We start from the raw sequence: 26,874 nt of genomic DNA on the forward strand, positions 1-26,874 counted from the left end.
GTTCAACGATCGGAACCCGAAAGGGGGTACTGCCGTGCGGGGAAGACGTGTCGGGGCCGCTGCGGTCCGTCGCGATGGCGACGGGCGCAACGGCCCCGGCGTCCTGGCACAGCCCCGGAGTTCTGGGCTGTGCCTTTAGCCCTCCCTCACCCGCAGCGCGCGGCGCAGGTCGTCGAGTTGGTCGACGAGCTTGCGGCGCAGGGCCGGGATGAGGTCGGCGTCGCGCAGGCACGCCTCGCCCAGCCGCAGCGTCTCCGTGTCGACGGCGTGCACCGGGAAGGCCGAGCGGCCGGCGGCGTCGGCGATGGCGGGGCCGCGGCGGGCGGAGACGGCGACGGCGTCCTCGTAGTAACGGGCCACGTACGGGCCGACCAGGTCGGCCTGTTCGGGCTGCCAGAAGCCCTGGGCGGTGGCGATGAAGAGGTAGTTGGACAGGTCGTCGCCGCCGAACATGGCCTCCCACGCCTTGGCCTTGCCCGCCTCGTCCGGCAGGGCGGCCCGGCAGCGGGCGGCGCCCTCCTGGCCGGTGGCCGACAGGTCGCGGTCGAGTTCGGTGGCGATCTCCGCCTCGTCGACGGCGCCGAGGACGGCGAGGCGGGCCAGGACCCGCCAGCGCAGCTCGGGGTCGAGTTCCGGGCCGCCGGGGACGGTGCCGTCGGCGAGCCAGGCGGCGATCGTGTCGGGCTGGGCGGCGACGTCGATGAAGTGGCGCACGGCGATCAGGCGCAGGCCGGGGTTGTCGCCGTCCTCGGTGCGGCGGATCAGGTCGCGGCACAGGGAGGAGAGGGTGGCCAGGGCGGCGGGGCGGCCCTCGGGGGCGATGTAGCGGCCGGCGACCTGGGCGGTGGCGAAGGCGAGGACGCCCTGGACGAGGGCGAGGTCGGTCTCGTGCGGGAGGTGGGCGCGGGCCGTCTCCAGGTAGGCGGTGGGCGCCAGTTCGCCGTCGCGGACGCTGTCGCGAAGGGCGTTCCAGACGACCGCGCGGGTGAGCGGGTCGGGCAGGCCGCACAGGTTGGCCCGCACCGTCTCGAAGGACTCCGCGTCGAAGCGGATCTTGGCGTAGGTGAGGTCGCCGTCGTTGAGCACGAGCAGGGCGGGGCGCTTGCCGAGGGAGTGGGGCTCGGGAAGCGGGACGTCGAGGTCGAGGCGCCGGCGCAGCACCAGGTGGCGGCTCTCGTCGGCGACGTCCTGGTCGTAGAGGCCGACGGCGACGCGGTGCGGGCGGCTGCCGGTGTGCTCGATTCGAAGGGTGTACGTGCCCTCGTCGGCGCGGGTCACCACGGGCCTGAGGGTGTCGACGCCGGTGGTGCGCAGCCAGGCGTCGGCCCAGGCGTGGACGTCGCGCTCGGTGGCGGAGGCGAGGGAGTCGATGAAGTCGGCGAGGCCGGCGTTGGCGAACCGGTGGCGGGCGAAGTGGGTGTTGATGCCGGCCAGGAAGTCCTTCTCGCCCAGCCAGGCGACGAGCTGGCGCAGCACGGAGGCGCCCTTGGCGTAGGAGATGCCGTCGAAGTTGAGCAGGGCGGAGGCCGTGTCGTCGACGTTCTCGGGGGCGACGGGGTGGGTGGAGGGGCGCTGGTCGGCGTCGTAGCCCCAGGCCTTGCGGGCGACGCCGAAGTCGGTCCAGGTGTCGGTGAAGCGGGTGGCCTCGGTGAGGGTCTGGTAGCCCATGTACTCGGCGAAGGACTCGTTCAGCCAGATGTCGTCCCACCAGCGCAGGGTGACCAGGTCGCCGAACCACATGTGGGCCATCTCGTGGGCGACGACCATGGCGCGGGTCTGGCGCTCGGTGTCGGTGACGGCGGAGCGGTAGACGAACTCGTCGCGGAAGGTGACCAGGCCCGGGTTCTCCATGGCGCCGGCGTTGAACTCGGGGACGAACGCCTGGTCGTAGGAGTCGAAGGGGTAGGGCTCCTCGAACTTCTCGTGGTAGCGGTCGAAGCACTGCCGGGTGATCTCGAACAGCTCGTCGGCGTCCGGGTCCAGGTAGGGGGCGAGCGAGCGGCGGCAGTGCAGGCCGAAGGGCAGCCCGCGGTGCTCGGTGCGCACGGAGTGCCAGGGGCCGGCGGCGACGGCGACGAGGTAGGTGGAGATCAGGGGCGTGGGGGCGGCCTGCCAGCGGCCGTCGTCGAGGCGCTCGGTGATGCCGTTGGCGAGGATCGTCCAGCCGTCGGGGGCCGTCACGGTCAGTTCGAAGACGGACTTCAGGTCGGGCTGGTCGAAGGCGGCGAAGACGCGCTGGACGTCGTCCAGGAACAGCTGGGTGTAGACGTAGGTCTCGCCGTCGGTGGGGTCGGTGAAGCGGTGCATGCCCTCGCCGGTGCGGGAGTAGCGCATGGCGGCCTCGACGCGCAGCTCGTGCTCGCCGGCGGTGAGGTTCTCCAGGGGCAGGCGGTTGCCGTCGAGGCTCGCCGGGTCCAGGGGCATGCCGTCGAGGGTGGCGGCGCGCAGCTCGGCGGGCTTGAGCTCGACGAAGGTGGTGGCGTCCGTGCGGGCGCTGAAGCGGATGACGGTGCGGGAGTCGAAGGTCTCGTCGCCGGTGGTCAGATCGAGCTCGATCGAGTAGCGGTGGACGTCGAGGAGCCTGGCACGGGTCTGCGCTTCGTCGCGCGTCAGTACGGACATGCGGGTAATGCTGCCCGATGCCGCTGACACGGCACAGAGGCGGATCGGTACGCGGCCTATGTCCGGTCCTGCTCGAGCTCCCCGTCGTGCGCCTCGGACGCCCGCTGCGGGGGCACCCGGGTGTCCGGGTGGGGCAGGGCGGCGCGGGGGCCGGGCTCGTCCGTTCCGGTGGCGCCGGGATGCTCCTTGACCAGGGCGCGCAGTTCCCGGATCTCCTGTTCCAGGGCGAGCTGGCGGCGGCGGGCGTCGTAGAGGTAGCGGACCTTGGTGCGCAGGACCCAGGGGTCCACGGGTTTCATGACGAGGTCGGCGACCCCGAGGCCGAAGGCGGCGGAGGTCAGTTCGTGGTCGGGGCCGAAACCGGTGACCAGGACGACCGGGATGTGCTGGGTCTGTTCCACGCGGCGCATGTAGCGCACCACCTCCAGGCCGCCGACCCGGGGCATGCGGACGTCGAGGACCAGGAGGCCGACCTGCCCGCGAAGCACCTGCTTGAGGGCTTCGTCGCCGCTGGTGGCGCGGCCCAGCTGGTAGCCCAGCGGGACCAGGGCGCTCTCCAGCGCGTACAGCGTGTCCTCGTGGTCGTCGACGATCAGGATCTTGGCATCCGGCATGGCCCGACGTCCCTCCCGCGTGGGACAACCAGCTTATGACCGAACCACTGACGGGGCGTGTCCGTCAGCTGACGATCAGTGCACAGCGCAGCATGCTCCCCGGCGACCGCCCTGTCACCTCATTTGCCGCATCCGCCGAGGTCAATTCGCCGTTTTCGCGCTGCCGTTGACGGCGTCCTCCGCGATGCGCTCGTGGTGGCGGATGACCTCGGCGATGATGAAGTTCAGGAACTTCTCAGCGAACGCCGGGTCGAGCTTGGCGCTTTCGGCCAGGCCCCGCAGGCGCTCGATCTGGCGGGCCTCGCGGGCCGGGTCGGCGGGCGGCAGATGGTGGGCGGCCTTGAGGTGGCCGACCTGCTGGGTGGCCTTGAAGCGTTCGGCGAGCATGTGCACGACGGCCGCGTCGATGTTGTCGATGCTGTCGCGCAGCCGGGCCAGTTCGGCGAGGACGGCCGGGTCGACGCCTCCGGCCGCGTTGTTGCTGGTGGTCATGGGCGCACAGCCTACGGGGCGGGCGCGGGCCCGATCATGGGCGGATCGTCGGGGTCGGGCACCCGGTCGCTCCAGCCGCCGGGGACGGCGCGGTACTGCTGCGCGCGGAAGCGGACCGGCGCGGTGCCGACGCGGCGGGTGAACAGGCGGGAGAAGTAGGCCGGGTCGTCGTAGCCGACGCGGCGGGCGACGGCGGCGACGGGCAGTTCGGTGGCGGCGAGGAGTTCCTTGGCGCGGCCGAGGCGGATGCCGAGCAGGTAGTCCTTGGGGCTGCATCCGGCGCCGCGCCGGACGGCGGTGCGCAGCTCGGCGGGGGTCATGCCGTGCCGGGCCGCGTGGTCGGCGACGCTCAGCGGCAGACAGGCGTCGCGGGCGAGGGCCCTGAGGACGTCGTCGCCGTCCGGGGCGAGGTCGGCGCGGGCACGGCGCAGCGCCACGAGGAGTTCGTGGACGGCGGCGCCGGTCTCGACCTCCAGGAGAGGGTTCCCGCGGCGGGCGGCGCGGGCCATGCGGCCGATGACGGCGCGCGGTCCGGTGGCGTCGGAGAGGGGCACCACGGGGCGGTGCGGCTCGATGTAGCCGAGTTCGGTGTACGTGGCGGTGGCGGGTCCGGCGAAGTCGACGAAGCCCTCGTCCCAGCCGCCGTCGGGGTCGGGCGCGTAGTGGTGCGGCACTCCGGGGGTGAGCCACAGCAGTGCCGGCGCGGTGACGGTCGTACGGCGTCCGTCGGGGGCGCGGTACCAGCCGGTGCCGGCGTTGATGACGACGGCGACGTGGTGGCCGAGGGTGCGGGGGCCGACGGTGGGCAGCGCGCCGTACTGCAGGCCGACGCCCAGGCAGACCAGGCCGAGGCGGTGGTGGGCGGGGCCGGGGCTGAAGAACCGCATCCAGGTGTGGTACATCGGCGCGCTGCTCCTTTCCCCCTGCCCGCCGGCGTCGTTTTCGTCCAAGCAGCGCCGATCTTTGTCCATGGACGTGATCGCCGCCAGGGGTGAGGCTGGGGCGCATGAGCGAGTTCACGGTGGGGGAATCGGACTTCCTGCTGGACGGGCGGCCGGTGCGGGTGCTCTCCGGGGCGCTGCACTACTTCCGGGTGCACGAGGCGCACTGGGGTCACCGGCTGGCGATGCTGCGGGCGATGGGCCTGAACTGCGTGGAGACGTACGTGCCGTGGAACCTGCACGAGCCGGGGCCGGGTGTCCACGACGACGTGGCCGCCGTCGGCCGGTTCCTGGACGCGGCCCGGGAGGCGGGGTTGTGGGCGGTCGTGCGGCCGGGGCCGTACATCTGCGCCGAGTGGGAGAACGGCGGGCTGCCGCACTGGCTGACGGGCGAGCTGGGCACGCGCGTGCGTACGCGGGACGAGCGGTTCCTGGAGCATCTGCGGCGCTGGTTCACGGCGCTGCTGCCGCAGATCACGTCCCGGCAGATCGACCGCGGCGGGCCCGTGATCATGGTCCAGGTCGAGAACGAGTACGGCAGCTACGGCTCGGACGCCGTGTATCTGCGCCGGCTGACCGAGCTGCTGCGCGAGCTCGGCGTCACGGTTCCGCTGTGCACCTCCGACGGCCCCGAGGACCACATGCTGTCCGGCGGCTCGGTTCCGGGCGTCCTCGCCACCGTGAACTTCGGCTCCCAGGCGCGCGAGGCGTTCGCGGCCCTGCGCCGCCGGCGTCCCGCGGGGCCGCTGATGTGCATGGAGTTCTGGTGCGGCTGGTTCGACCACTGGGGCGGCCCCCATGTCACCCGGGACGCCCAGGACGCGGCGGCCGCGCTGCGCGAGATCCTGGAGTACGGCGCCTCCGTCAACCTCTACATGGCGCACGGCGGCACCAGCTTCGGCGGCTGGGCGGGCGCCAACCGGGGCGGCGGCGCCCTGCACGACGGTCCGCTGGAGCCGGACACGACCTCCTACGACTACGACGCCCCCGTCGACGAGTGCGGCCGCCCGACCGAGAAGTTCCGGCGGTTCCGCGAGGTGCTCGCCGCGTACGCCGGGGGCCCGCTGCCCGAGGTGCCGCCCGCTCCCCCGGCGCTGGGCGCGCCGGCCGAGGTGCGGCTGACCGGCCGGGCGTCCCTGGACGCCGTACTGGAGGCCCGCGGCGGCCCGGAGACGACGGCGCCCGTGCCGCCCTCCTTCGAGGAGCTGGACGTGGACCGCGGCCTGGTGCGGTACGCGGCGACGATCCCGGGGCCCCGGCAGCCCCACCCGCTGATCGCGCGCGGTCTGCGCGACCTCGCCGTGGTGTACGTCGACGGGGAGCGGGCCGGGGTGCTCGCCGAGGGCGACGAGCAGCTCAAGGAGCCCGTCGCCGGGCACGCGCGCGTGGAGCTGTGGGTGGAGTCCCTGGGCCGGGTCAACTACGGGCCCCGCAGCGGTGAGCCCAAGGGCATCACCGGCGGGCTGCTGCACGAGCGGCAGTACCTGCACGGGGTACGCGCGCGTGGCCTGCGGCTGGACGCGCTGGACGACATCGGGGACGTGCCCTTCCGGCCGTACGCCGAGGACGGCGCCCGCGGCCTGTACCGGGGCACCGTCACGGTGCGCGGCGCCGGGGACGCGCTGCTCGAACTGCCGGGCCGCACCCGGGGTTTCGCGTGGCTGAACGGCTTCTGCCTGGGTCGCTACTGGTCGGCCGGCCCGCAGCGATCGCTGTACGTGCCGGGGCCGGTGCTGCGCGAGGGCGAGAACGAGGTGTGGCTGCTGGACCTGGAGGAGGCGTCCGCGGAGGCCGTACGGCTGCGCCCGGTCCCGCCGCCCGGCGCCGGGAACCCGACCAGCGAAAATCCGCTCTCCTGCCCGTAGAGTGGAATCGGGTTCAGGGCGTCTTGGGGGTTCAGGCGTGGCGAACGGCGGACCGGTCGAGCACGGCTACCCACACCTGGAGACGGTGCGGGCCGCCATCACCGCGCTCTACAAGCGGTTGTCCTACGACACCATCCACACCTTCTCGGCCAGCGTGCTCCCGGCCGACGTGGCCTTCTGCGACACCGACGACCTCCATCTGGGCACCCAGCGCGTGGCCCGCGAGCTGGTGCGCCACTACCGTCTCCCGGACGCCCGGATGATCGTCGGCTTCCGCGAGATGACGCACGCGGCGAACGTCGAACTCGCCGCGGGCCCCGAGTACTTCGTGGAACTGAACGACCGTTTCCGCACGCACCGCCGGGACATCGGGGCCGCCCTGGCCCACGAGATCATGCACGTGTATCTGCACCGCCTGGACCTGTCCTTCCCGGGCATCCGCGAGAACGAGATCCTCACGGACACGGCGGCGACCTACCTGGGCGCGGGCTGGCTGCTGCTGGACGCCTACCGGGAGGACGCCGCCTCCTCGCAGAAGCTGGGCTACCTCACCCCGGAGGAGTTCGGCTACGTCCTGGCGAAGCGGGCCCTGGTCTTCGGCGAGGACCCGTCCGTGTGGTTCACCAGCCCCCAGGCCTACGAGGCCTACACCCTGGGCATGGTCCGGGCCCGCCGCGACGAGCAGCAGCCCCCGCTGACGGCGGCCGGCTGGGCGGGCCGCCGCCGCTACGCCCGCGACCGCCGCCACGCCCAGGACCGGGCCGGCACCCCTCATCCGGAGGTCCCGTACAGCTTCACCCCCGACGGGCACGGCCCCCTGCGGGTGTCGTTCCCCTGCCCGACCTGCCACCAGCGGATCAGGGTGCCGGTGAAGGGGCGGGTGCGGGCGCGGTGCGGGCTGTGCAGGACCGTGCTGGAGTGCGACACCTAGGGCAGGCCCCCGTCACGCGCCGTACACCGCCCCCGGCGTCTCGGCCTCCGCGAGCAGCTTCAGCGCCGTCTCCCCCGCCTCCGCCGGGCTCCACCGCGCCCCCTTGTCGGCGCTCGGACCCGGCCGCCAGCCCTCCATCACGGTGATCCGGCCGCCCTCCGCCTCGAACACCCGGCCCGTCACGCCGGCGCTCGCGGCGGAGCCGAGCCAGACGACGAGGGGGGCGACGTTCTCGGGGGCCATGGCGTCGAAACCGGCGTCGGGGGCGGCCATCGTCGCGGCGAACGTCCGTTCCGTCATGCGGGTGCGGGCGGCGGGGGCGATCGCGTTGACCTGGACGCCGTAGCGGGCGAGTTCGGCCGCGGCGACCAGCGTCAGACCGACGATGCCGGCCTTCGCGGCGCTGTAGTTGCCCTGCCCGACCGACCCCAGCAGGCCCGCCCCGCTGCTGGTGTGGACGACCCTGGCCACCGGGGTCCGGCCCGCCTTCGCCTCCGCCCGCCAGTGCGCGGCGGCATGTCTGAGCGGCAGGAAGTGCCCCTTGAGGTGCACGCGCAGCACGGCGTCCCAGTCGTCCTCGCCGAGGTTGACCAGCATCCGGTCGCGCAGGAACCCCGCGTTGTTGACGAGGGTGTCGAGACGGCCGTAGGCCTCCAGGGCGGTCGCGACGAGCGAGGCCGCGCCCTCGGTGGTCGCGATGTCGCCGGCGTGGGCGACCGCCTCACCGCCCGCCGCCCGGATCTCGTCGACGACCCGCCCCGCCGGACTGTCGGGGCCCGGCGTGCCGTCCAGGCCGACTCCCAGGTCGTTGACGACGACCCGCGCGCCCTCCGCCGCGAACGCCAGCGCGTGCGCCCGCCCGAGGCCGCGTCCGGCCCCGGTGACGGCGACGACCCGGCCCTGACAGATTCCGCTCATCTCACGTCTCCTTGTTGGCGGTCGCGGCGTCGAGGAAGGCGGGCCGCTCCCCGCCCCCGTGCACCAGCAGGCTCGCGCCGGTGATGTAGGCGGCGGCGTCGGAGGCCAGGAAGACCGCCGCGGCACCGACGTCGGCGGGTGTGGCCAGGCGGCCGAGCGGCACCGTCCGGGCGACGGCCTCGACGCCCTCCTCGCCGCCGTAGTGCAGAGGGGACAGTTCGGTGCGGACCATGCCGACGACGAGGGTGTTGACGCGCACCTCGGGTGCCCACTCCACGGCCATCGAGCGGGCGAGGCTCTCCAGGCCCGCCTTGGCCGCCCCGTAGGCGGCCGAGCCGGGCGAGGGCCGGCCGCCGCTCACGCTGCCGATCATCACCACCGACCCTCCGCTGCGCCGCAGTTGCCCGTACGCGGCGAGGGACGCCGTCAGCGGGGCGAGGAGGTTCAGCTCGATCACCCGCGCGTGCCGCCGGGCGTCCCCTGCCGTCAGCCGCCGGTAGGGCGTGCCGCCCGCGTTGTTGACGAGGACGTCGACGCGGGAGAGCGCGGCGAAGAAGTCCTGCACGGCGTCCGCGTCGCGCAGGTCCAGCGGCATGAACACGGCTCCCTCGACCGGCACTTCGGGCGGCCTGCGGGCGCAGACCACGACCTGTGCGCCGGCCTCGGCGAAGGCCCGCGCGATCCCGGCGCCGACGCCGCGCGTGCCGCCGGTGACGACCGCGACCTTCCCGTCCCACTCCATTCGCCGCTACCCTCCACCTAACAAACGTTTGGTGGAAAGGTAGCTGATGCTTCCATGGGTGTCTCCACCTCGTCCCCGGAAAAGGGGCCGGAAGATGCAAGGGGACCGGACGACGACGCGATCGCCGTCGTCACGGTCGACTTCCCGCCGGTGAACGCCCTGCCGGTGCGGGGCTGGTTCGCCCTGGCGGACGCCGTGCGCACGGCCGGGCGCGACCCGCGGGTGCGGTGCGTGGTGCTCACGGCCGAGGGGCGGGGCTTCAACGCGGGCGTGAACGTCAAGGAGATCCAGGCGGAAGGCCCGGGCGCGCTGGCGGGCGCGAACCGGGGCTGCTTCGAGGCGTTCGCCGCGGTCTACGAGTGCGAGGTGCCGGTGGTGGCGGCCGTGCACGGGTTCTGCCTGGGCGGCGGCATCGGACTCGTCGGGAACGCGGACGTGATCGTGGCGAGCGAGGACGCCACCTTCGGGCTGCCCGAGCTGGACCGGGGTGCCCTGGGCGCCGCCACGCACCTGTCCCGGCTGGTCCCGCAGCACCTGATGCGCGCCCTGTACTACACCTCGCGCACCGCGACCGCGGCGGAGCTGCACGCGCACGGCTCGGTGTGGCGGGTGGTGCCACGCGGCGAACTCCACTCCACTGCAATGGAGTTGGCGCGGGAGATCGCCGCCAAGGACGGGGAGCTGCTGCGGCTGGCGAAGGCCGCCATCAACGGCATCGACCCCGTCGACGTGCGCCGCAGCTACCGCTTCGAGCAGGGCTTCACGTACGAGGCGAGCACGGTCGGGGTCGCCGACCGGGTCCGGGACAGGTTCGGCAAGGAGGGCGGCTGAGTGGGCGACAAGACCATGACCGCGGACGAGGCGGTCGGGCGGCTGCGCAGCGGCATGACCCTCGGCATCGGCGGCTGGGGCTCACGCCGCAAACCGATGGCCCTGGTCAGGGCGCTGCTGCGGTCCGACGTCAGGGATCTGACGGTCGTCTCCTACGGCGGTCCCGACGTCGGCATGCTGGCGGCCGCCGGGCGGGTCCGGAAGCTGGTCGCCGCGTTCGTCACCCTGGACTCCATCCCCCTCGAACCGCACTACCGCGCGGCCCGCGAGCGCGGGGCGTTCGACCTCATGGAGATCGACGAGGCGATGTTCCTGTGGGGGCTGCGCGCGGCGGCGAACCGGCTGCCCTTCCTGCCGGTGCGCGCCGGACTCGGTTCGGACGTGATGCGGGTCAACCCCGGCCTGCGCACGGTCACTTCGCCCTACGGCGACGGCGAGACGTTCGTGGCGATGCCCGCCCTGCGCCTGGACGCGGCCCTGGTGCACGTCAACCGCGCCGACCGGCTGGGCAACGGGCAGTACCTGGGCCCGGACCCGTACTTCGACGACCTGTTCTGCGAGGCGGCGGACGAGGCGTACGTGTCGTGCGAGCGGATCGTGGACACCGCCGAGCTGACCAAGGAGGCGGCGCCGCAGACGCTGCTGATCGGACGGCACACCGTCACCGGTGTCGTCGAGGCCCCGGGCGGCGCGCACTTCACCTCCTGCGCGCCGGACTACGGCCGGGACGAGGCCGCGCAACGGGAGTACGCCACCACGCCCTGGCCGGAGTACGCCCGACGCCTGCTCGACTCGCCCGCGAGGGAGGGTTCATGACCGTCACCCGTGCCGAGTACTGCGTGATCGCGTGCGCCGAGGCCTGGCGGGGCGACGGCGAGGTGCTGGCCAGTCCGATGGGCCTGATCCCGGCGCTCGGCGCCCGGCTGGCGCGGCTCACCTTCGCGCCGGACCTGCTGCTGACCGACGGCGAGGCGATGCTGGTCCGCCCGGACGGGACGCCGGAGGGCTGGCTGCCGTACCCGCGGCACCTGGAGTTCGTCACCGGCGGCCGGCGGCACGTGATGATGGGCGCGAGCCAGATCGACCGGTTCGGCAACCAGAACATCTCTTGCGTCGGCGACTGGGCGCGGCCCAAGCGCCAGCTGCTCGGGGTGCGGGGAGCGCCCGTGAACACCCTGAACAATCCGACCAGTTACTGGGTCCCGCGGCACTCGCGCCGGGTCTTCGTCGAGAAGGTCGACATGGTGTGCGGGGTGGGGTACGACCACGCGGGCGGCGCGCGTTTCCACCGGATCCCGCGGGTCGTGTCCGACCTGGGCGTCTTCGACTTCGCCACCCCGGACCACTCGATGCGGCTGGCCTCGCTGCATCCGGGGGTCACGGTGGCGGAGGTCAGGGAGGCGACCTCGTTCGCCCTGGCCGTCCCGGACGAGGTACCGCCCACACGCGAGCCCACCGCCGAGGAGCTGCGACTCGTCCGCGAGGTGCTGGACCAGACGGGCGCCCGCGCCAGGGAGGTCTCCTGACGATGGACACCGCGCTCACCCGGCTGGTCGGGGTCCGGCATCCGATCGTGCAGACCGGCATGGGCTGGGTGGCCGGCCCCCGTCTGGTCGCCGCCACGGCGAACGCGGGCGCGCTCGGCATCCTGGCCTCCGCGACCATGACCGTCGACCGGCTGCGGGAGGCGGTGCGCGAGGTCCGCTCCCGGACGGACGCGCCGTTCGGGGTGAATCTGCGGGCCGACGCGGCGGACGCGGGCGACCGGGTCCGCGTCATGATCGAGGAGGGCGTCCGGGTCGCCTCCTTCGCCCTCGCGCCCTCCCCCGTGCTGATCGCCGAGCTGAAGGAGGCGGGCGTTCTCGTCATCCCCTCCATCGGCGCGCGGCGGCACGCGGAGAAGGTCGCCGCCTGGGGAGCGGACGCCGTGATCGTGCAGGGCGGCGAGGGCGGCGGACACACCGGCGAGGTGGCGACGACGGTCCTGCTGCCGCAGGTGGTGGACGCCGTACGGATACCGGTCGTGGCGGCGGGGGGCTTCTTCGACGGGCGGGGGCTGGTCGCGGCGCTGGCGTACGGGGCGGCGGGGGTCGCGATGGGCACGCGGTTCCTGCTCACCTCCGACTCGACCGTGCCCGACGGCGTGAAGGCGCGGTATCTGGCGGCGAGCGTCAAGGACGTCACCGTGACCAGGGCCGTGGACGGGCTGCCGCACCGGATGCTGCGGACGGAGCTGGTGGGCGAGCTGGAGGAGGCCGGGCGGGCGCGGGCGCTGTTCCACGCGGTCCGGCGGGCGGCCGGCTTCCGGAAGCTGTCCGGGCTGACCTGGCGGCGGATGGTGCGCGACGGGTTCGCCCTGAAGCACGGCAAGGAGCTGTCCTGGAGTCAGGTGCTGCTCGCCGCGAACACCCCGATGCTGCTGAAGGCCGCGATGGTGGACGGCCGTACGGACCTCGGGGTGATGGCGGCCGGGCAGGTCGCCGGGGTGATCGACGACCTGCCGTCGTGCGCCGAAGTGGTGGAGCGGATCATGAAGGAGGCCGACGGGGTGCGGGAGCGGCTCACAGCCTCTCGATGATCGTCACGTTGGCCTGTCCGCCGCCCTCGCACATGGTCTGCAGGCCGAACCGACCGCCGGTGCGCTCCAGTTCGTGCAGCAGGGTCGTCATCAGGCGGGTGCCGGTCGCGCCGAGGGGGTGGCCGAGGGAGATCGCGCCGCCGTTGACGTTGACCTTGTCCGGGTCGGCGCCGGTCTCCTTCAGCCAGGCCAGGACGACCGGCGCGAAGGCCTCGTTGATCTCGACGAGGTCGATGTCGTCGAGGGTCATGCCGGTCTTCTTCAGGGCATGGACGGTGGCCGGGATGGGCGCGGACAGCATCCGGATCGGGTCCTCGCCGCGCACGGAGAGGTGGTGCACGCGCGCGCGTGGCGTCAGTCCGTGCTCGCGCACCGCCCGCTCCGAGGCCAGCAGCATCGCGGCGGCGCCGTCGGAGACCTGGGAGGAGCAGGCGGCGGTGATGGTGCCGCCGTCGAGGACCGGCTTCAGCCCGGCCATCTTCTCGAGCGAGGTGTCCCGGCGCGGCCCCTCGTCGACGGCGGCCTCGCCGAGCGCCACGATCTCCCGCTCGAACCGGCCCTCGTCGATGGCGCGCAGCGCCCGCCGGTGCGAGCGCAGGGCGAACTCCTCCTGGTCGCGCCGGGTGATCCCCCACTTCGCGGCGATCATCTCGGCGCCCACGAACTGGTTGACGGGCTGGTCGCCGTACCGGGCCCGCCAGCCCTCGCTGCCGGCGAAGGGGCCCTGGGTGAGTCCGAGGGGCTCGGCGGCCTGCCGGGTGGCGAAGGCGATGGGGATCATCGACATGTTCTGCACCCCGCCCGCGACCACCAGGTCCTGGGTGCCGGACAGCACGCCCTGCGCCGCGAAGTGCACGGCCTGCTGCGAGGAGCCGCACTGCCGGTCGACGGTGACGCCCGGCACCTCCTCGGGCAGTCCGGCCGCCAGCCAGCAGGTCCGCGCGATGTCCCCGGCCTGCGGCCCGACGGCGTCCAGACAGCCGAGGACGACGTCCTCGACGGCGGCCGGGTCCACGCCCGCGCGCGTCATCAGCTCCTTGAGCACGTGCGCGCCGAGATCGGCCGGGTGGACGCCGCTCAGCCCCCCTCCGCGCCGCCCCACGGGCGTTCGGACCGCTTCGACGATGTAGGCCTCGGCCATGGCGACTCCCCATTGGGTCAGGTGCGTACGGCGATCCCGTCCAGCACCATCGACAGGTACTGCCGGGCGATCTCCTCCGGGCTGTGCTGTCCGCCCGGCCGGTACCAGGACGCGGCGACCCACACGGTGTCGCGCACGAACCGGTAGGTCAGACGGACGTCGAGGTCGGCCCGGAACACCCGGGCGGCGACTCCGCGTTCCAGCGTGGACAGCCACGCCTTCTCGAACCTGCGCTGGGACTCGGCGAGGAACGCGAACCGCTCCTGCGCCACCAGTTGCCGGCTCTCCTTCTGGTAGATCGCGACCGCGGCGCGATGCCGGTCGATCTCCCGGAACGACTCCGTGACCAGGGCCTCCAGCGTCTCCCGCGGCCCCGACTCGGCTTCGAGGACGGCGTCGTAGCCGGCCCACAGCTCGTCGAGGAAGGTGCGCAGGATCTCCTCCAGCATCGATTCCTTGGAGTCGAAGTGGTAGTAGAGGCTGCCCGCGAGCATGCCCGCGTGGTCGGCGATCTTGCGTACGGTCGTCGCGTTGTAGCCCTGTTCGGCGAACACCTCGGCGGCGGTGCCGAGGAGTTCGCGGCGCCGCTCGGCAGCGGCGGTCACCTGGGGCTTCTTCTTGGTCGGCACGGGTACATTCTCGTCCTAGGCGTGCTGGCTGCTGACGGCGACGACCTCGCCGGTCATGTACGAGGAGTAGCCGGACGCCAGGAACACGATCACGTTGGCCACCTCCCAGGGCTCGGCGTACCGCCCGAAGGCCTCGCGGGAGGTCAGCTCGTCGAGCAGCTCGGGCGTGGTCACCTTCACCAGGTGCGGGTGCATGGCGAGGCTCGGCGAGACCGCGTTGACCCGCACGCCGTACTCGGCGGCCTCGATCGCCGCGCATCGGGTCAGCGCCATCACCCCGGCCTTGGCGGCGGCGTAGTGCGCCTGCCCGGCCTGGGCGCGCCAGCCCACGACGGAGGCGTTGTTGACGACGGCCCCGCCGGCGCCCTGGGCGCGCAGGATGCGCAGGGCGGCCCGGGTGCACCGGAACGTGCCGTTCAGCGTCACGTCCAGCACCCTCGACCACTGCTCGTCGGTCATGTCGGCGAGGTCCGAGGTGCCGCCCAGACCGGCGTTGTTGACGACGACGTCCAGCCGTCCGTGCCGGCGCACGGCGGTGTCGAACAGCGCCCGCACCTGCGTCTCGTCGGTCACGTCGCACACGGCCGCGCCGACCGCATCGGCACCGAACTCCGCGGCCAGCTCGGCCTCGTGCTCCTTCAGCCGGCGTGCGTGCGCGTCGCTGATCAGCACGCGCGCGCCCTCCTCCAGGAAGCGCCGCGCGGTCGCGCCGCCGATGCCGGCGCCGGCCGCGGCGGTGATGACGGCGGTGCGGCCCTTCAGCAGCCCGTGCCCGGGCACGTAGGCCGGAGTCTCGACCGTTGTCATAGGGCCACGCTAATCTACCAAATGCTTGTTAGGGAAGGAGCGTGACGACCGTGGACCTCACCGCTTCGCCTGCCGACGAGGCCTTCCGCGCCCAGGCGCGGGCCTGGCTGGCGGCCCATGTGCCGCGCGAGCCCCTGCCGTCCCTGGAGACGGAGGAGGGCTTCGCGGCCCACCGCGCCTGGGAGGCCGAACTGGCCGCGGACCGCTGGTCGGTCGTCGACTGGCCCGCGGAGTACGGCGGACGGGACGCGGGCCTGATCCGCTGGCTGGCCTTCGAGGAGGAGTACTGGGCCTCGGGCGCGCCCGGCCGGGTCGGCCAGAACGGCGTCAGCCTGCTCGCGCCGACCCTCTTCGCGCACGGCACGCCGGAGCAGCGGGCCCGGGTGCTGCCGTCGATGGCGAGCGGCGAGGTGGTCTGGGCGCAGGCGTGGTCGGAGCCGGAGGCGGGCTCGGACCTGGCCTCCCTCCGGTCCCGGGCCGTGCGGGCGGACGGCGGCTGGCGGCTGAGCGGGCAGAAGACGTGGTCGTCGCGGGCCGCCTTCGCCGACCGTGCCTTCGGGCTGTTCCGCAGCGCCCCGGACACCCCGAAGCCGCACCAGGGCCTGACGTACCTGATGTTCGACCTGCGGGCCCCCGGGGTCACCGTCCGCCCGATCGGACGGCTCGACGGCAGACCCGCCTTCGCGGAGCTGTTCCTGGACGAGGTGTTCGTGCCCGACGAGGACGTGATCGGGGAGCCCGGCGAGGGCTGGCGGATCGCGATGGCGACGGCCGGGAACGAACGGGGGCTGATGCTGCGCTCCCCCGGGCGCTATCTCGCCTCGGCCCGCCGTCTCCTCGGGCTGTGGCAGGAGCGGGGCGCCCCGCCGCACGCGCGCGACCGGGTGGCCGACGCCCTGATCGGCGCCCGCGCCTACCAGCTCTTCACCCACGCCGCCGCCTGCCGCTTCCTGGAGGGCGCCTCCCTCGGAGCGGAGTCCAGCATGAACAAGGTGTTCTGGTCCGAGTACGACATCGCGCTGCACGAGACGGCACTCGATCTGCTGGATGAGGAGGGCGAGTTGGCGGACACCGCCTGGTCCGAGGGGTACGTCTTCTCCCTCGCCGGCCCGATCTACGCGGGCACGAACGAGATCCAGCGCGACATCGTCGCCGAGCGCCTGCTGGGCCTGCCGAAGGGACGCCGCTGATGCGCTTCCTCCTCGACGCCGAGCAGCGCGCGTTCGCCGCGTCCCTGGACGCCCTGCTGACGGCCGCGGACACGCCGTCGGTGGTACGCGACTGGAGCCGGGGTGAGCACGGGAGCGGGCGCGCGCTGTGGCGCCGGATCGCCGACGCGGGCGTCTTCGGCCTCGCGGTACCCGAGGAGCACGGCGGAGTCGGCCCGCGGCCCGTCGAACTGGTCGTCGCCTTCGTGGAGCTGGGCCGGCACGCGGTGCCGGGCCCGCTCGCGGAGACCGTCGCGGCGGCCGTGCTGCTCGCCGGTCTGGAGGACACCGGCCCCGCCAAGCATCTGCTCCCCGCGCTGGCCTGCGGGGAGACGATGGTGACGGTCGCGTCCGAGGGGTCGTACGCGCTGGACGGTGAAGTGGCGGACATCCGCCTCGCCCTGGCCCACGACGGTGTGCGTCTCGCCGCCGGTCACGGCCCGGTGAGCCGCTCCCTCGATCCCGCCCGCCGCCTCACCCCCCTGCCCGAGGGCGGTGAACTCCTCGGCGGCGCGGGCGCCCGATTCGGCCCCGCCGTCGACCACGCCCGCCTGACCACCGCCGCCCAGGCCCTCGGTGTCGGTCTCGCCCTCCTCGACCGGACCGTGGCCTACGTCGGGCAGCGCACCCAGTTCGGCGTCCCCGTCGGCTCCTTCCAGGCCGTCAAGCACCGGCTGGCGGACGCGAAGATCGCGCTGGAGTTCGCGCGCCCCCTGCTGTTCGGGGCCGCGCTCACCCTGGACCCTGCCGACATCGCCGCCGCCAAGGTCGGCGCGTGCGAGGCGGCGTACGCCACCGCCCGCACGGCCCTCCAGCTGCACGGCGCGATCGGGTACACAGCCGAGTGCGATCTGTCCCTGTGGCTCACCAAGGCCCGCGCGCTGCGCACCGCCTGGGGCGGCCCCCGGGAGTGCCGGGAGCTGGTCGTCAGTGGTGGTGGTCGCCGCTGGTGAGCTCCCGGTACTCCTCCCGCGTCGGCTTCTCGATCCGCGCCCCGGGCCCGAACATGGCGCGGGACAGCTGGGCCCGGACCCGCTGGGAGACGGTCACCGGCCGGCGCACCCCGTTGGCGTCCACACGCGGCCCGATCTCGTAGGGCGGGTTCTGCTCGTGCTGGGTGAGGGTGAACATCTGGTCCTGCGGCAGCGGCTCGTGCACCTCGACGAACTCGCCTTGCGGCAGCCGGGTGATGGTGCCGGTCTCCCTGCCGTGCAGCACCTTGTCCCGGTCCTTGCGCTGCAGGCCCATGCAGACCCGTTTGGTGACGACGAACGCGACGACCGGCGCCAGGAAGAAGGCGACCCGCACGAACCAGGTGATCGCGTTGATGGACAGGTGCAGATGCGTGGCCACGATGTCGTTGCCGCCGCCGATCAGCAGCACCACGTACAGCGCCAGCCAGGCCACGCCCAGCCCGGTGCGCACGGGCGTGTTGCGCGGCCGGTCCAGGATGTGGTGCTCGCGCCGGTCACCGGTGATCCACGCCTCGACGAAGGGATACAGGCCCAGGGCGAGCAGGAGCAGCGGGAAGAGCGAGAAGGGGATGAGGACGCCCAGCACCAGGGTGTGGCCCCAGGCGTTGATCTCCCATCCCGGCATCACCCGGATCAGGCCCTCGGAGAAGCCGAGGTACCAGTCGGGCTGGGCGCCCGTGGTGACGAGGTCCGGGCGGTAGGGGCCGAAGGCCCACACGGGGTTGATGCTCGCGATGCCGCCCATGACCGCCAGCACGCCGAAGACCAGGAAGAAGAAGCCGCCGGCCTTGGCCATGTAGACCGGCAGGAAGGGCATGCCGACCACGGTCCTCTGGTCGCGTCCGGGCCCCGGGTACTGGGTGTGCTTGTGGTAGAAGACCAGGATCAGGTGGGCGACCACGAGTCCCAGCATCAGCCCGGGCAGCAGCAGGACGTGGACCGGGAAGAGCCGCGAGATGATGTCGTGGCCCGGGAACTCCCCGCCGAACAGGAACATCGACAGATACGTGCCGACGATCGGGATCGACAGGATCGCGCCGTCGGCGAAGCGGATGCCGGTGCCGGAGAGCAGGTCGTCGGGCAGCGAGTAGCCGGTCAGGCCGGTGATGATGCCGAGCATCAGCAGGGTCCAGCCGAACAGCCAGTTGACCTCGCGGGGCTTGCGGAAGGCGCCGGTGAAGAACACCCGCATCATGTGCACCAGCATGCCGGTGACGAAGACCAGCGCCGCCCAGTGGTGGATCTGCCGGATCAGCAGTCCGCCGCGCACGTCGAAGCTGATGTCGAGTGTGGACTCGTAGGCCCGCGTCATGCTGACGCCGTTGAGCGGCACGTACGAGCCGTGGTAGACGACCTCGACGCCGCTGGGCTCGAAGAACAGGGTCAGGTAGATCCCGGTGAGGATCAGGATGATGAAGCTGTACAGGCAGATCTCGCCGAGCATGAAGGACCAGTGGTCCGGAAAGACCTTGCGCATGTTGGCCTTGGCCAGCGCGTAGAGGCCGAGCCGCCCGTCGGCCCAGTCGGCGACCTTCTCGCCCTTGCCCGCGGGCCCCCGGCCGGCGGAAGCCCTGTCGTTGTCCGCACGTGCGCCGTCCATACGTTCGTCGCCTCCCCGTCGGATCATCCTCAGAGTGGCACGCCGGACCCGGCCGGGCCAACGGTGCGGTCAGGCCCGCGGCAGAATCCCCCGGTCCCGTACGGCCGCCAGCCACTGCGGGAACTCGGCCACGAGACGGTCGTACAGCTCCGCGTCCGACACCTTCCGCGGATCGGCCCCCGCGTGGAAGAACCCGGCGTTGTCCACCACCCGCTTGTGCGGCACCGCCAGCTCGTCGAGCCGGCGCAGGAAGTCGAACTGCTTGCTGCCCGGGTCCCCGAAGCCCACGAACTGCCAGAACAGCGGCAGCCTGGCCGCCTTGCACAGATACCGCTCGGCGGCGAGCTTGTTGATCGGGCCGCCGTCGGTCTGGAAGACGACCAGGGCGGGGTCGGTCGAGCCGCTGTCGAGGTAGTGGTCGATGACCGCGTCCATGGCCAGGTGGTAGCTGGTCTTGCCCATGTGCCCGAGCCCGGCGACGATCTCGTCGATCCGGCCCTGGTGGCGGTCGAGCGCGATGTCGGTCTCGGCGTCGACGTCCGTGGAGAAGAAGACGACGGGGACCCGGCCGTCGTCGTCGAGGTGCGCGGACAGGCCGAGCACCCGGTCGGCGAGGGCCTGCACGCTGCCGTCCTTGTAGTACGGCTTCATCGACCCGGAGTAGTCGACCACGAGGTACACCGCGGCCCGCAGCCCGCCCAGCCCGTGCTTCTGCAGCGACACCCCGGCGCTCTTGTAGAGGCTGACCAGGGCGGGGGCGGTCTCCTCGACCTTCTTCAGACTGATCGCAACCATGGCCCCTACTCTCCCACCCTCCACAGCTGTTCGTTATTTTGTTCGCCGCCGACCCCACCGGCTCACCATCCGTCCCATCGCGCTTCGAGGAGCCGGCCGTGGAGTCCGAGTCCACCGTCACCACCTGCTACCGCCATCCCAAGGTGGAGTCCCACGTCCGCTGCACCCGCTGCGACCGGTACATCTGCCCCGACTGCATGCGGGAGGCGGCCGTCGGCCACCAATGCCCGGAGTGCGTGCGGGAGGGGGCCCGGTCGGTACGACAGGCCCGGACGGCATTCGGCGGCCAGATCACCTCGGCGCCGACGGTGACGTACATCCTCATCGCGCTGAACGTCCTGGCGTATCTGGCGGAGATGGTGCGGCCCTCGGTCGTGGACCGGTTCGACATGCTGGGCACCGTGCCGCCCGGCTACCTTCCCGAGGGGGTCGCCCACGGCGAGTGGTACCGCCTGCTGACCGGCGCGTTCCTGCATCTGCCGCCCACCGGAGGCACCTTCGGCATCCTGCACATCGTGATGAACATGGTGTCGCTGTGGAACATCGGCCGGGTGGTCGAGATGCAGCTCGGCCGGGTCCGCTACCTCGCCCTGTACCTGCTGTCGGCGCTGGGCGGTTCGGTCCTCGTGCTGCTGATCGCGCCGACCACGCCCACGCTGGGCGCGTCCGGCGCGATCTTCGGGCTCGGGGCCGCGTACTACGTCATGGCCCGCCGCCTGGGTGCCGACATGGACGCCGTCAACCGCTTCATGGCGGGCCTGCTGCTGTGGCTGGTGATCTCCGCCTGGGTCACCTCCTGGCAGGGCCACCTCGGCGGTCTGCTGGCGGGCGGCCTGGTGACCCTGGCCTACGCCTACGCCCCGCGCGACAGCCGCCGCACCCTCGTCCAGGCGGGCGCCTGCCTCGCCCTGCTGGCGCTGCTGGTGATCCTGGCGATGGCGAAGGTCGCGGAGCTGACGATCTGAGCGCCCGGCTCAGGGCCCCCACTTCTCCCGCGGCACCTCCTCGGCCCTGAAGGCGAGTTCGGGATGAGAAAGGCGATGGCGCCTGCCCTCAGTCCGGTCGGGGACTGGGCAGGCGCCATCTGTGTTCCGTACGCCTTTGTACGGGACGCTTGATGACCGGCCGTCAGACCATCAGGGAGCGGTCCGTCGGGCGGATCGGGGCCGGCAGGTCGCTGGCACCGGTCAGGAACCGATCGCAGCCGCGGGCGGCGGAGCGGCCCTCGGCGATCGCCCACACGATGAGCGACTGGCCGCGGCCGGCGTCACCGGCGACGAAGACGCCCGGCACGTTGGTCTGGAAGTCGGCGTCGCGGGCGATGTTGCCGCGCTCGTCGAGCTCCAGGCCGAACTGCTCGACCAGGCCGTTCTCCCGGTCGGTGCCGGTGAAGCCCATGGCCAGCGTCACCAGCTGGGCGGGGATCTTGCGCTCGGTGCCCGGCTTCGGGGTCAGCCTGCCCTCCACGAACTCCACCTCGGTGAGGTGCAGCCACTGGACGTTGCCGTCCTCGTCGCCCTCGAAGTGGGTCGTGGAGACGGAGTAGACCCGCTCGCCGCCCTCCTCGTGCGCGGAGGTCACCTTGTACAGCATCGGGAAGGTCGGCCACGGCTGGGTGACGTTGTTCCGCTCCTCGCCCGGGCGGGGCATGATCTCCAGCTGCGTGACGGAGGCCGCGCCCTGGCGGTGGGCGGTGCCCACGCAGTCGGCACCGGTGTCGCCGCCGCCGATGACCACGACGTGCTTGCCCTCGGCCGAGATCGGGGCGGTGACGTAGTCGCCCTCCTGGACCTTGTTGGCCAGCGGCAGGTACTCCATCGCCTGGTAGACGCCCTTCAACTCCCGCCCGGGGACGGGGAGATCACGGGCGGTGGTGGCGCCGGCGGCGATGACGACCGCGTCGTACCGCTTCTTCAGGTCGGTCGCCTTGAGGTCGCGGCCGATCTCGACACCGGTACGGAAGCGGGTGCCCTCCGCGCGCATCTGCTCGATGCGGCGGTTGATGTGCCGCTTCTCCATCTTGAACTCGGGGATGCCGTAGCGCAGCAGGCCGCCGATGCGGTCGGCCCGCTCGTACACGGCGACCGTGTGGCCCGCCCGGGTCAGCTGCTGGGCGGCGGCCAGGCCGGCCGGGCCCGAGCCGATGACGGCGACCGTCTTGCCCGACAGGCGCTCGGGGATCTGCGCGGCGACCGTGCCGGCGTCCCACGCCTTGTCGATGATCGAGACCTCGACGTTCTTGATGGTGACGGCCGGCTGGTTGATGCCGAGCACGCACGCCGACTCGCACGGGGCCGGGCACAGACGGCCCGTGAACTCCGGGAAGTTGTTCGTGGCGTGCAGGCGCTCGGAGGCCGCCGTCCAGTCCTCGCGGTAGGCGTAGTCGTTCCACTCGGGGATCAGGTTCCCCAGCGGACAGCCGTTGTGGCAGAACGGGATGCCGCAGTCCATGCACCGGCCGGCCTGCTTGCTGATGATCGGCAGCAGGGAGCCGGGGACGTAGACCTCGTTCCAGTCCTTGACGCGCTCCTCGACGGGACGGGACTTGGCGACCTCGCGGCCGTGGTTCAAAAAGCCCTTCGGGTCAGCCATTGATCGCCGCCTCCATCATCTTCTCGGTGATCTCGGACTCGGAGAGTCCCGCCTGCTCGGCGGCGTCCTTGGCGGCGAGCACTGCCTTGTACGTGCTGGGGATGATCTTGCTGAAGCGGTCCACGGCGGTGTCCCACTCGGCCAGCAGCTTCTCGGCGACCGTGGAGCCGGTCTCCTCCTGGTGCCGGCGCACGACGTCGTGCAGCCACTGCTTGTCGGTGTCGTCCAGCGCCTCGACGGAGCCGACGTTGCCGACGTTGACGTTGTCGCGGTCGAGGTCGATGACGTAGGCGATGCCGCCGGACATGCCGGCCGCGAAGTTGCGGCCCGTCGGGCCGAGCACCACCGCGTGACCGCCGGTCATGTACTCGCAGCCGTGGTCGCCCACGCCCTCGGAGACGACCGTCGCGCCGGAGTTGCGGACGCAGAACCGCTCACCGGTACGGCCGCGCAGGAACAGCTCGCCGCCGGTCGCGCCGTAGGCGATGGTGTTGCCCGCGATCGTCGAGTACTCGGCGAGGTGGTCGGCGGCCCGGTCCGGGCGCACGATGACCCGGCCGCCGGACAGGCCCTTGCCGACGTAGTCGTTGGCGTCGCCCTCCAGGCGCAGCGTGACACCGCGCGGAAGGAAGGCGCCGAAGGACTGGCCCGCGGAGCCGGTGAAGGTGATGTCGATGGTGTCGTCGGGGAGACCGGCCCCGCCGAACTTCTTCGTCACCTCGTGGCCGAGCATGGTGCCGACCGTGCGGTTGATGTTGCGGATCGCGACCTGGGCGCGCACCGGCTGGGCGTCGGTCGCGGAGTCCGCGGCCAGCGCGTCGGCGGCGAGCCTGATGAGCTCGTTGTCGAGCGCCTTCGCCAGGCCGTGGTCCTGCTCGATCAGCTGGTGGCGCACCGCGCCCTCGGACAGCTCGGGCACGTGGAACAGCGGCGCCAGGTCCAGGCCCTGTGCCTTCCAGTGGTTCACCGCGCGGGTCACGTCCAGCGCCTCGGCGTGGCCGACGGCTTCCTCGATGGTGCGGAAGCCGAGCTCGGCGAGGATCTCGCGGACCTCCTGGGCGATGTACTGGAAGAAGTTGACGACGTACTCGGCCTTGCCGGAGAAGCGGTCGCGCAGGACCGGGTTCTGGGTGGCGATGCCGACCGGGCAGGTGTCCAGGTGGCAGACGCGCATCATGACGCAGCCGGAGACGACGAGCGGCGCGGTCGCGAAACCGAACTCCTCGGCGCCGAGCAGCGCGGCGATGACGACGTCACGGCCGGTCTTGAGCTGGCCGTCGGTCTGCACCACGATGCGGTCGCGCAGGCCGTTGAGCAGCAGGGTCTGCTGGGTCTCGGCGAGACCGAGCTCCCAGGGGCCGCCCGCGTGCTTCAGCGAGGTCAGCGGGGAGGCGCCGGTGCCGCCGTCGTGGCCGGAGATCAGCACGACGTCCGCGTGCGCCTTGGACACACCCGCCGCGACCGTGCCGACGCCGACCTCGGAGACCAGCTTGACGTGAATCCGCGCCTGCGGGTTCGCGTTCTTCAGGTCGTGGATCAGCTGGGCCAGGTCCTCGATGGAGTAGATGTCGTGGTGCGGCGGCGGCGAGATCAGGCCCACGCCCGGCGTCGAGTGCCGCGTCTTGGCGACCCACGGGTAGACCTTGTGGCCGGGCAGCTGGCCGCCCTCGCCGGGCTTGGCGCCCTGGGCCATCTTGATCTGGATGTCGTCCGCGTTGACCAGGTACTCGCTGGTGACGCCGAAGCGGCCGGAGGCGACCTGCTTGATGGCGGACCGGCGGGCCGGGTCGTAGAGGCGGTCCGGGTCCTCGCCGCCCTCACCGGTGTTGGACTTGCCGCCCAGCTGGTTCATGGCGATGGCGAGGGTCTCGTGCGCCTCGCGCGAGATGGAGCCGTACGACATGGCGCCGGTGGAGAAGCGCTTGACGATCTCGGAGACGGGCTCGACCTCGTCGATGGAGATCGGCTGCCGGTCCGACTTGAAGCCGAACAGGCCGCGCAGCGTCATCAGGCGCTCGGACTGCTCGTTCACGCGCTCGGTGTACTTCTTGAAGATGTCGTAGCGGCCGGTGCGCGTGGAGTGCTGGAGGCGGAAGACCGTCTCCGGGTCGAACAGGTGCGGCTCGCCCTCGCGGCGCCACTGGTACTCGCCGCCGATGTCCAGCGCGCGGTGCGCGGGAGCGATGCCGGAGGCAGGGTAGGCCTTGGCGTGGCGGGCGGCGACCTCCTTGGCGATGACGTCGATGCCGACGCCGCCGATCTTGGTGGCGGTGCCGTTGAAGTACTTCCCGACGAAGGCGTCGTCGAGGCCGACGGCCTCGAAGACCTGCGCGCCGCGGTAGGAGGCGACGGTCGAGATGCCCATCTTGGACATGACCTTCAGCACGCCCTTGCCGAGGGCGTAGATCAGGTTGCGGATGGCCTGCTCGGCCTCGATGTCCGACAGGAAGGTGCCGGCGCGGACCAGGTCCTCGACCGACTCCATCGCCAGGTACGGGTTCACGGCCGCGGCGCCGTAGCCGATGAGCAGGGCGACGTGGTGGACCTCGCGGACGTCGCCGGCCTCGACCAGCAGGCCCACGTGGGTGCGCTGCTTGGTGCGGATGAGGTGGTGGTGGACGGCCGCGGTCAGCAGCAGCGAGGGGATCGGCGCGTGCTCGGCGTCGGAGTGGCGGTCCGACAGGACGATCAGGCGGGCGCCGTTGTCGATGGCCGCGTCGGCCTCGGCGCAGATCTCCTCGATGCGGGCGGCGAGGGCGTCGCCGCCGCCGGAGACCCGGTACAGGCCGGAGAGCGTCGCGGCCTTGAAGCCGGGCATGTCGCCGTCGGCGTTGATGTGGATGAGCTTGGCCAGCTCGTCGTTGTCGATCACCGGGAAGGGCAGGGTGACCGAGCGGCAGGAGGCGGCCGTCGGGTCGAGCAGGTTGCCCTGCGGGCCCAGGGAGGAGCGCAGCGAGGTGACGAGCTCCTCGCGGATCGCGTCCAGCGGCGGGTTGGTGACCTGCGCGAACAGCTGGGTGAAGTAGTCGAAGAGCAGACGCGGGCGCGAGGACAGCGCGGCGATCGGCGAGTCCGTACCCATGGAACCGATGGGCTCGGCACCGGCCTTGGCCATCGGCGCCAGGATGACGCGCAGCTCCTCCTCGGTGTAGCCGAAGGTCTGCTGGCGGCGGGTGACCGAGGCGTGCGTGTGCACGATGTGCTCGCGCTCGGGCAGGTCGGAGAGCTCGATCTCCCCGGCCTCCAGCCACTCGGCGTACGGGTGCTCGGCGGCGAGGCCGGCCTTGATCTCGTCGTCCTCGATGATGCGGTGCTCGGCGGTGTCGACGAGGAACATGCGGCCGGGCTGCAGGCGGCCCTTGCGGACGACCTTGGCCGGGTCGATGTCGAGGACGCCGACCTCGGAACCGAGGACGACGAGGCCGTCGTCGGTGACCCAGTAGCGGCCGGGGCGCAGGCCGTTGCGGTCGAGGACCGCGCCGACCTGGGTGCCGTCGGTGAAGGTGACACAGGCCGGGCCGTCCCAGGGCTCCATCATCGTGGAGTGGAACTGGTAGAAGGCGCGCCGGGCCGGGTCCATGGAGTCGTGGTTCTCCCACGCCTCCGGGATCATCATCAGCACGGAGTGCGGCAGCGAACGGCCGCCCAGGTGCAGGAGTTCGAGCACCTCGTCGAAGGAGGCGGAGTCGGAGGCGTCCGGCGTGCAGATCGGGAAGATCCGCTCCAGGCCCTTGTCCCCGAACAGGTCGGAGACCAGCTGCGACTCGCGGGCGACCATCCAGTTGCGGTTGCCCTTGACGGTGTTGATCTCACCGTTGTGGGCGACGAACCGGTAGGGGTGCGCGAGCGGCCACGACGGGAAGGTGTTCGTGGAGAAGCGCGAGTGGACCAGGGCGATGGCCGAGGCGAAACGGCGGTCGGACAGGTCCGGGAAGAAGGGCTCCAGCTGGCCGGTGGTCAGCATGCCCTTGTAGACGATGGTGCGGGCCGACAGCGACGGGAAGTAGACGCCGACCTCGCGCTCGGCGCGCTTGCGCAGCGCGAACGCCTTGCGGTCGAGGGTGATGCCCTGCGACGCGCCGTCCGTGACGAAGATCTGCCGGAAGGCGGGCATCGTCGAACGGGCGGTGGCACCCAGCAGTTCGGGGGCGACCGGGACCTCGCGCCAGCCCAGCACGGTGAGGCCCTCGTCGGCGGCGATCGTCTCGATGCGTGAGACGGCCTCGGCGGTCCCGTCCTCGGGGAGGAAGGCGATGCCGACGGCGTAGCGCCCCGCCTCGGGCAGGTCGAATCCGGCCACGTCGCGGAAGAAGGCGTCGGGCACCTGGGAGAGGATGCCGGCGCCGTCGCCGGAGTCCGGCTCCGAGCCGGTGGCACCGCGGTGCTCCAGGTTGCGCAGGACGGTCAGGGCCTGTTCGACCAGGGTGTGGGACGCCTCGCCGGTGAGGGTGGCCACGAAGCCGACGCCGCACGCGTCGTGCTCGAAGCGGGGGTCGTACATACCCTGCGCAGCAGGGCGAGCATCCATGAAGGACCAGTTCTGGCCATTCGCGGAATGCTGGGACGGCTGGCGCGGCGTACGCATCGGCTCTCC

The 26,874-nt window shown here is 72.3% G+C and carries 22 protein-coding genes; 9 read left to right on the plus strand and 13 right to left on the minus strand.

Annotated features, from left to right (window positions below; translation table 11 throughout):
* Nucleotides 1-135: 135 nt before the first annotated feature.
* From pepN to LN251_RS04325, 4 genes are all read right to left on the minus strand, one after another.
* A complete protein-coding gene (gene pepN, locus LN251_RS04310) occupies nucleotides 136-2,622 on the minus strand; it encodes an aminopeptidase N (protein ID WP_458243157.1) in 2,487 nt (828 codons plus the stop codon).
* A gap of 56 nt (nucleotides 2,623-2,678) precedes the next feature.
* Nucleotides 2,679-3,236 carry a response regulator gene (locus LN251_RS04315; protein ID WP_458243158.1) on the minus strand — a complete coding sequence of 186 codons (558 nt, stop codon included), beginning with the start codon at nucleotides 3,234-3,236 and terminating at the stop codon, nucleotides 2,679-2,681.
* Nucleotides 3,237-3,377: 141 nt separating this feature from the next.
* The gene (locus tag LN251_RS04320) at nucleotides 3,378-3,728 is read right to left on the minus strand and encodes a chorismate mutase (RefSeq protein WP_058925918.1); all 351 of its coding nucleotides are present in this window, start codon (nucleotides 3,726-3,728) and stop codon (nucleotides 3,378-3,380) included.
* An 11-nt stretch (nucleotides 3,729-3,739) separates the two neighbouring features.
* Nucleotides 3,740-4,630: a helix-turn-helix domain-containing protein gene (locus tag LN251_RS04325; RefSeq protein WP_458243159.1), complete on the minus strand. Its 891-nt coding sequence runs from the start codon at nucleotides 4,628-4,630 to the stop codon at nucleotides 3,740-3,742.
* Nucleotides 4,631-4,734: 104 nt separating this feature from the next.
* Between LN251_RS04325 and LN251_RS04330 the strand changes: the two genes are divergently transcribed.
* The gene (locus LN251_RS04330) at nucleotides 4,735-6,534 is read left to right on the plus strand and encodes a glycoside hydrolase family 35 protein (protein ID WP_458243160.1); all 1,800 of its coding nucleotides are present in this window, start codon (nucleotides 4,735-4,737) and stop codon (nucleotides 6,532-6,534) included.
* A 37-nt stretch (nucleotides 6,535-6,571) separates the two neighbouring features.
* Complete coding sequence (locus tag LN251_RS04335) at nucleotides 6,572-7,465, plus strand: hypothetical protein (RefSeq protein WP_458243161.1); 894 nt, start codon at nucleotides 6,572-6,574, stop codon at nucleotides 7,463-7,465.
* A gap of 12 nt (nucleotides 7,466-7,477) precedes the next feature.
* Here LN251_RS04335 and LN251_RS04340 read toward each other — a convergent pair whose 3' ends face one another.
* A complete protein-coding gene (locus LN251_RS04340; protein WP_458243162.1) occupies nucleotides 7,478-8,383 on the minus strand; it encodes an SDR family oxidoreductase in 906 nt (301 codons plus the stop codon).
* A gap of 1 nt (nucleotide 8,384) precedes the next feature.
* On the minus strand, nucleotides 8,385-9,125 hold the full coding sequence (locus tag LN251_RS04345) for an SDR family oxidoreductase (RefSeq protein WP_458243163.1): 741 nt from the start codon (nucleotides 9,123-9,125) through the stop codon (nucleotides 8,385-8,387).
* A gap of 54 nt (nucleotides 9,126-9,179) precedes the next feature.
* Between LN251_RS04345 and LN251_RS04350 the strand changes: the two genes are divergently transcribed.
* From LN251_RS04350 to LN251_RS04365, 4 genes are read left to right on the plus strand one after another with little or no spacing between them, the layout of a single operon-like run.
* Nucleotides 9,180-9,956, plus strand: coding sequence for an enoyl-CoA hydratase family protein (locus LN251_RS04350; protein WP_458243164.1), 777 nt, complete (start codon nucleotides 9,180-9,182; stop codon nucleotides 9,954-9,956).
* Nucleotides 9,957-10,772, plus strand: a complete 816-nt coding sequence (locus LN251_RS04355) for a CoA transferase subunit A (RefSeq protein WP_458243165.1) — start codon at nucleotides 9,957-9,959, stop codon at nucleotides 10,770-10,772.
* Nucleotides 10,769-11,482, plus strand: coding sequence for a CoA-transferase subunit beta (locus LN251_RS04360; RefSeq protein ID WP_458243166.1), 714 nt, complete (start codon nucleotides 10,769-10,771; stop codon nucleotides 11,480-11,482). The genes LN251_RS04355 and LN251_RS04360 overlap by 4 nt, the downstream gene beginning before the upstream one ends.
* A 2-nt stretch (nucleotides 11,483-11,484) precedes the next feature.
* On the plus strand, nucleotides 11,485-12,534 hold the full coding sequence (locus LN251_RS04365) for an NAD(P)H-dependent flavin oxidoreductase (RefSeq protein ID WP_458243167.1): 1,050 nt from the start codon (nucleotides 11,485-11,487) through the stop codon (nucleotides 12,532-12,534).
* Here the strand turns inward: LN251_RS04365 and LN251_RS04370 are convergent.
* The 3 genes from LN251_RS04370 to LN251_RS04380 are packed head-to-tail and all read right to left on the minus strand — an operon-like array spanning nucleotide 12,518 to nucleotide 15,111.
* A complete protein-coding gene (locus LN251_RS04370; protein WP_458243168.1) occupies nucleotides 12,518-13,675 on the minus strand; it encodes an acetyl-CoA C-acetyltransferase in 1,158 nt (385 codons plus the stop codon). The genes LN251_RS04365 and LN251_RS04370 overlap by 17 nt on opposite strands.
* A 17-nt stretch (nucleotides 13,676-13,692) precedes the next feature.
* Nucleotides 13,693-14,304, minus strand: coding sequence for a TetR/AcrR family transcriptional regulator (locus LN251_RS04375; protein ID WP_058925909.1), 612 nt, complete (start codon nucleotides 14,302-14,304; stop codon nucleotides 13,693-13,695).
* 15 nt (nucleotides 14,305-14,319) lie between these two features.
* The gene (locus tag LN251_RS04380; protein WP_458243169.1) at nucleotides 14,320-15,111 is read right to left on the minus strand and encodes an SDR family oxidoreductase; all 792 of its coding nucleotides are present in this window, start codon (nucleotides 15,109-15,111) and stop codon (nucleotides 14,320-14,322) included.
* Between the two features lie 50 nt (nucleotides 15,112-15,161).
* Between LN251_RS04380 and LN251_RS04385 the strand changes: the two genes are divergently transcribed.
* Together LN251_RS04385 and LN251_RS04390 are read left to right on the plus strand one after the other, a co-directional pair.
* On the plus strand, nucleotides 15,162-16,301 hold the full coding sequence (locus LN251_RS04385; protein ID WP_458243265.1) for an acyl-CoA dehydrogenase family protein: 1,140 nt from the start codon (nucleotides 15,162-15,164) through the stop codon (nucleotides 16,299-16,301).
* Nucleotides 16,301-17,272, plus strand: a complete 972-nt coding sequence (locus LN251_RS04390) for an acyl-CoA dehydrogenase family protein (protein WP_458243170.1) — start codon at nucleotides 16,301-16,303, stop codon at nucleotides 17,270-17,272. Before LN251_RS04385 ends, LN251_RS04390 begins: the two co-directional genes overlap by 1 nt.
* On the opposite strand, the gene qcrB is transcribed toward LN251_RS04390, so the two are convergent.
* Both qcrB and LN251_RS04400 read right to left on the minus strand, forming a co-directional pair.
* Nucleotides 17,247-18,893 carry a cytochrome bc1 complex cytochrome b subunit gene (gene qcrB, locus LN251_RS04395; protein WP_458243171.1) on the minus strand — a complete coding sequence of 549 codons (1,647 nt, stop codon included), beginning with the start codon at nucleotides 18,891-18,893 and terminating at the stop codon, nucleotides 17,247-17,249. The two genes, LN251_RS04390 and qcrB, sit on opposite strands and share 26 nt — an antisense overlap.
* A gap of 69 nt (nucleotides 18,894-18,962) precedes the next feature.
* Entirely contained in the window at nucleotides 18,963-19,688 is a 726-nt protein-coding gene (locus LN251_RS04400; protein WP_458243172.1) for a VWA domain-containing protein, read from the minus strand.
* A gap of 98 nt (nucleotides 19,689-19,786) precedes the next feature.
* Here LN251_RS04400 and LN251_RS04405 point away from each other — a divergent pair, with 98 nt between their 5' ends.
* Nucleotides 19,787-20,653 (plus strand): rhomboid family intramembrane serine protease, encoded by an 867-nt coding sequence (locus LN251_RS04405; protein ID WP_458243173.1) that lies wholly within the window; start codon nucleotides 19,787-19,789, stop codon nucleotides 20,651-20,653.
* 163 nt (nucleotides 20,654-20,816) lie between these two features.
* Here the strand turns inward: LN251_RS04405 and LN251_RS04410 are convergent, their stop codons facing one another.
* Nucleotides 20,817-22,280, minus strand: coding sequence for a glutamate synthase subunit beta (locus LN251_RS04410; RefSeq protein ID WP_249834726.1), 1,464 nt, complete (start codon nucleotides 22,278-22,280; stop codon nucleotides 20,817-20,819).
* On the minus strand, nucleotides 22,273-26,865 hold the full coding sequence (gene gltB / locus LN251_RS04415) for a glutamate synthase large subunit (RefSeq protein WP_458243174.1): 4,593 nt from the start codon (nucleotides 26,863-26,865) through the stop codon (nucleotides 22,273-22,275). The genes LN251_RS04410 and gltB overlap by 8 nt, the downstream gene beginning before the upstream one ends.
* Nucleotides 26,866-26,874 lie beyond the last annotated feature (9 nt).

This window comes from Streptomyces sp. MAI_2237 (genome assembly GCF_054189285.1).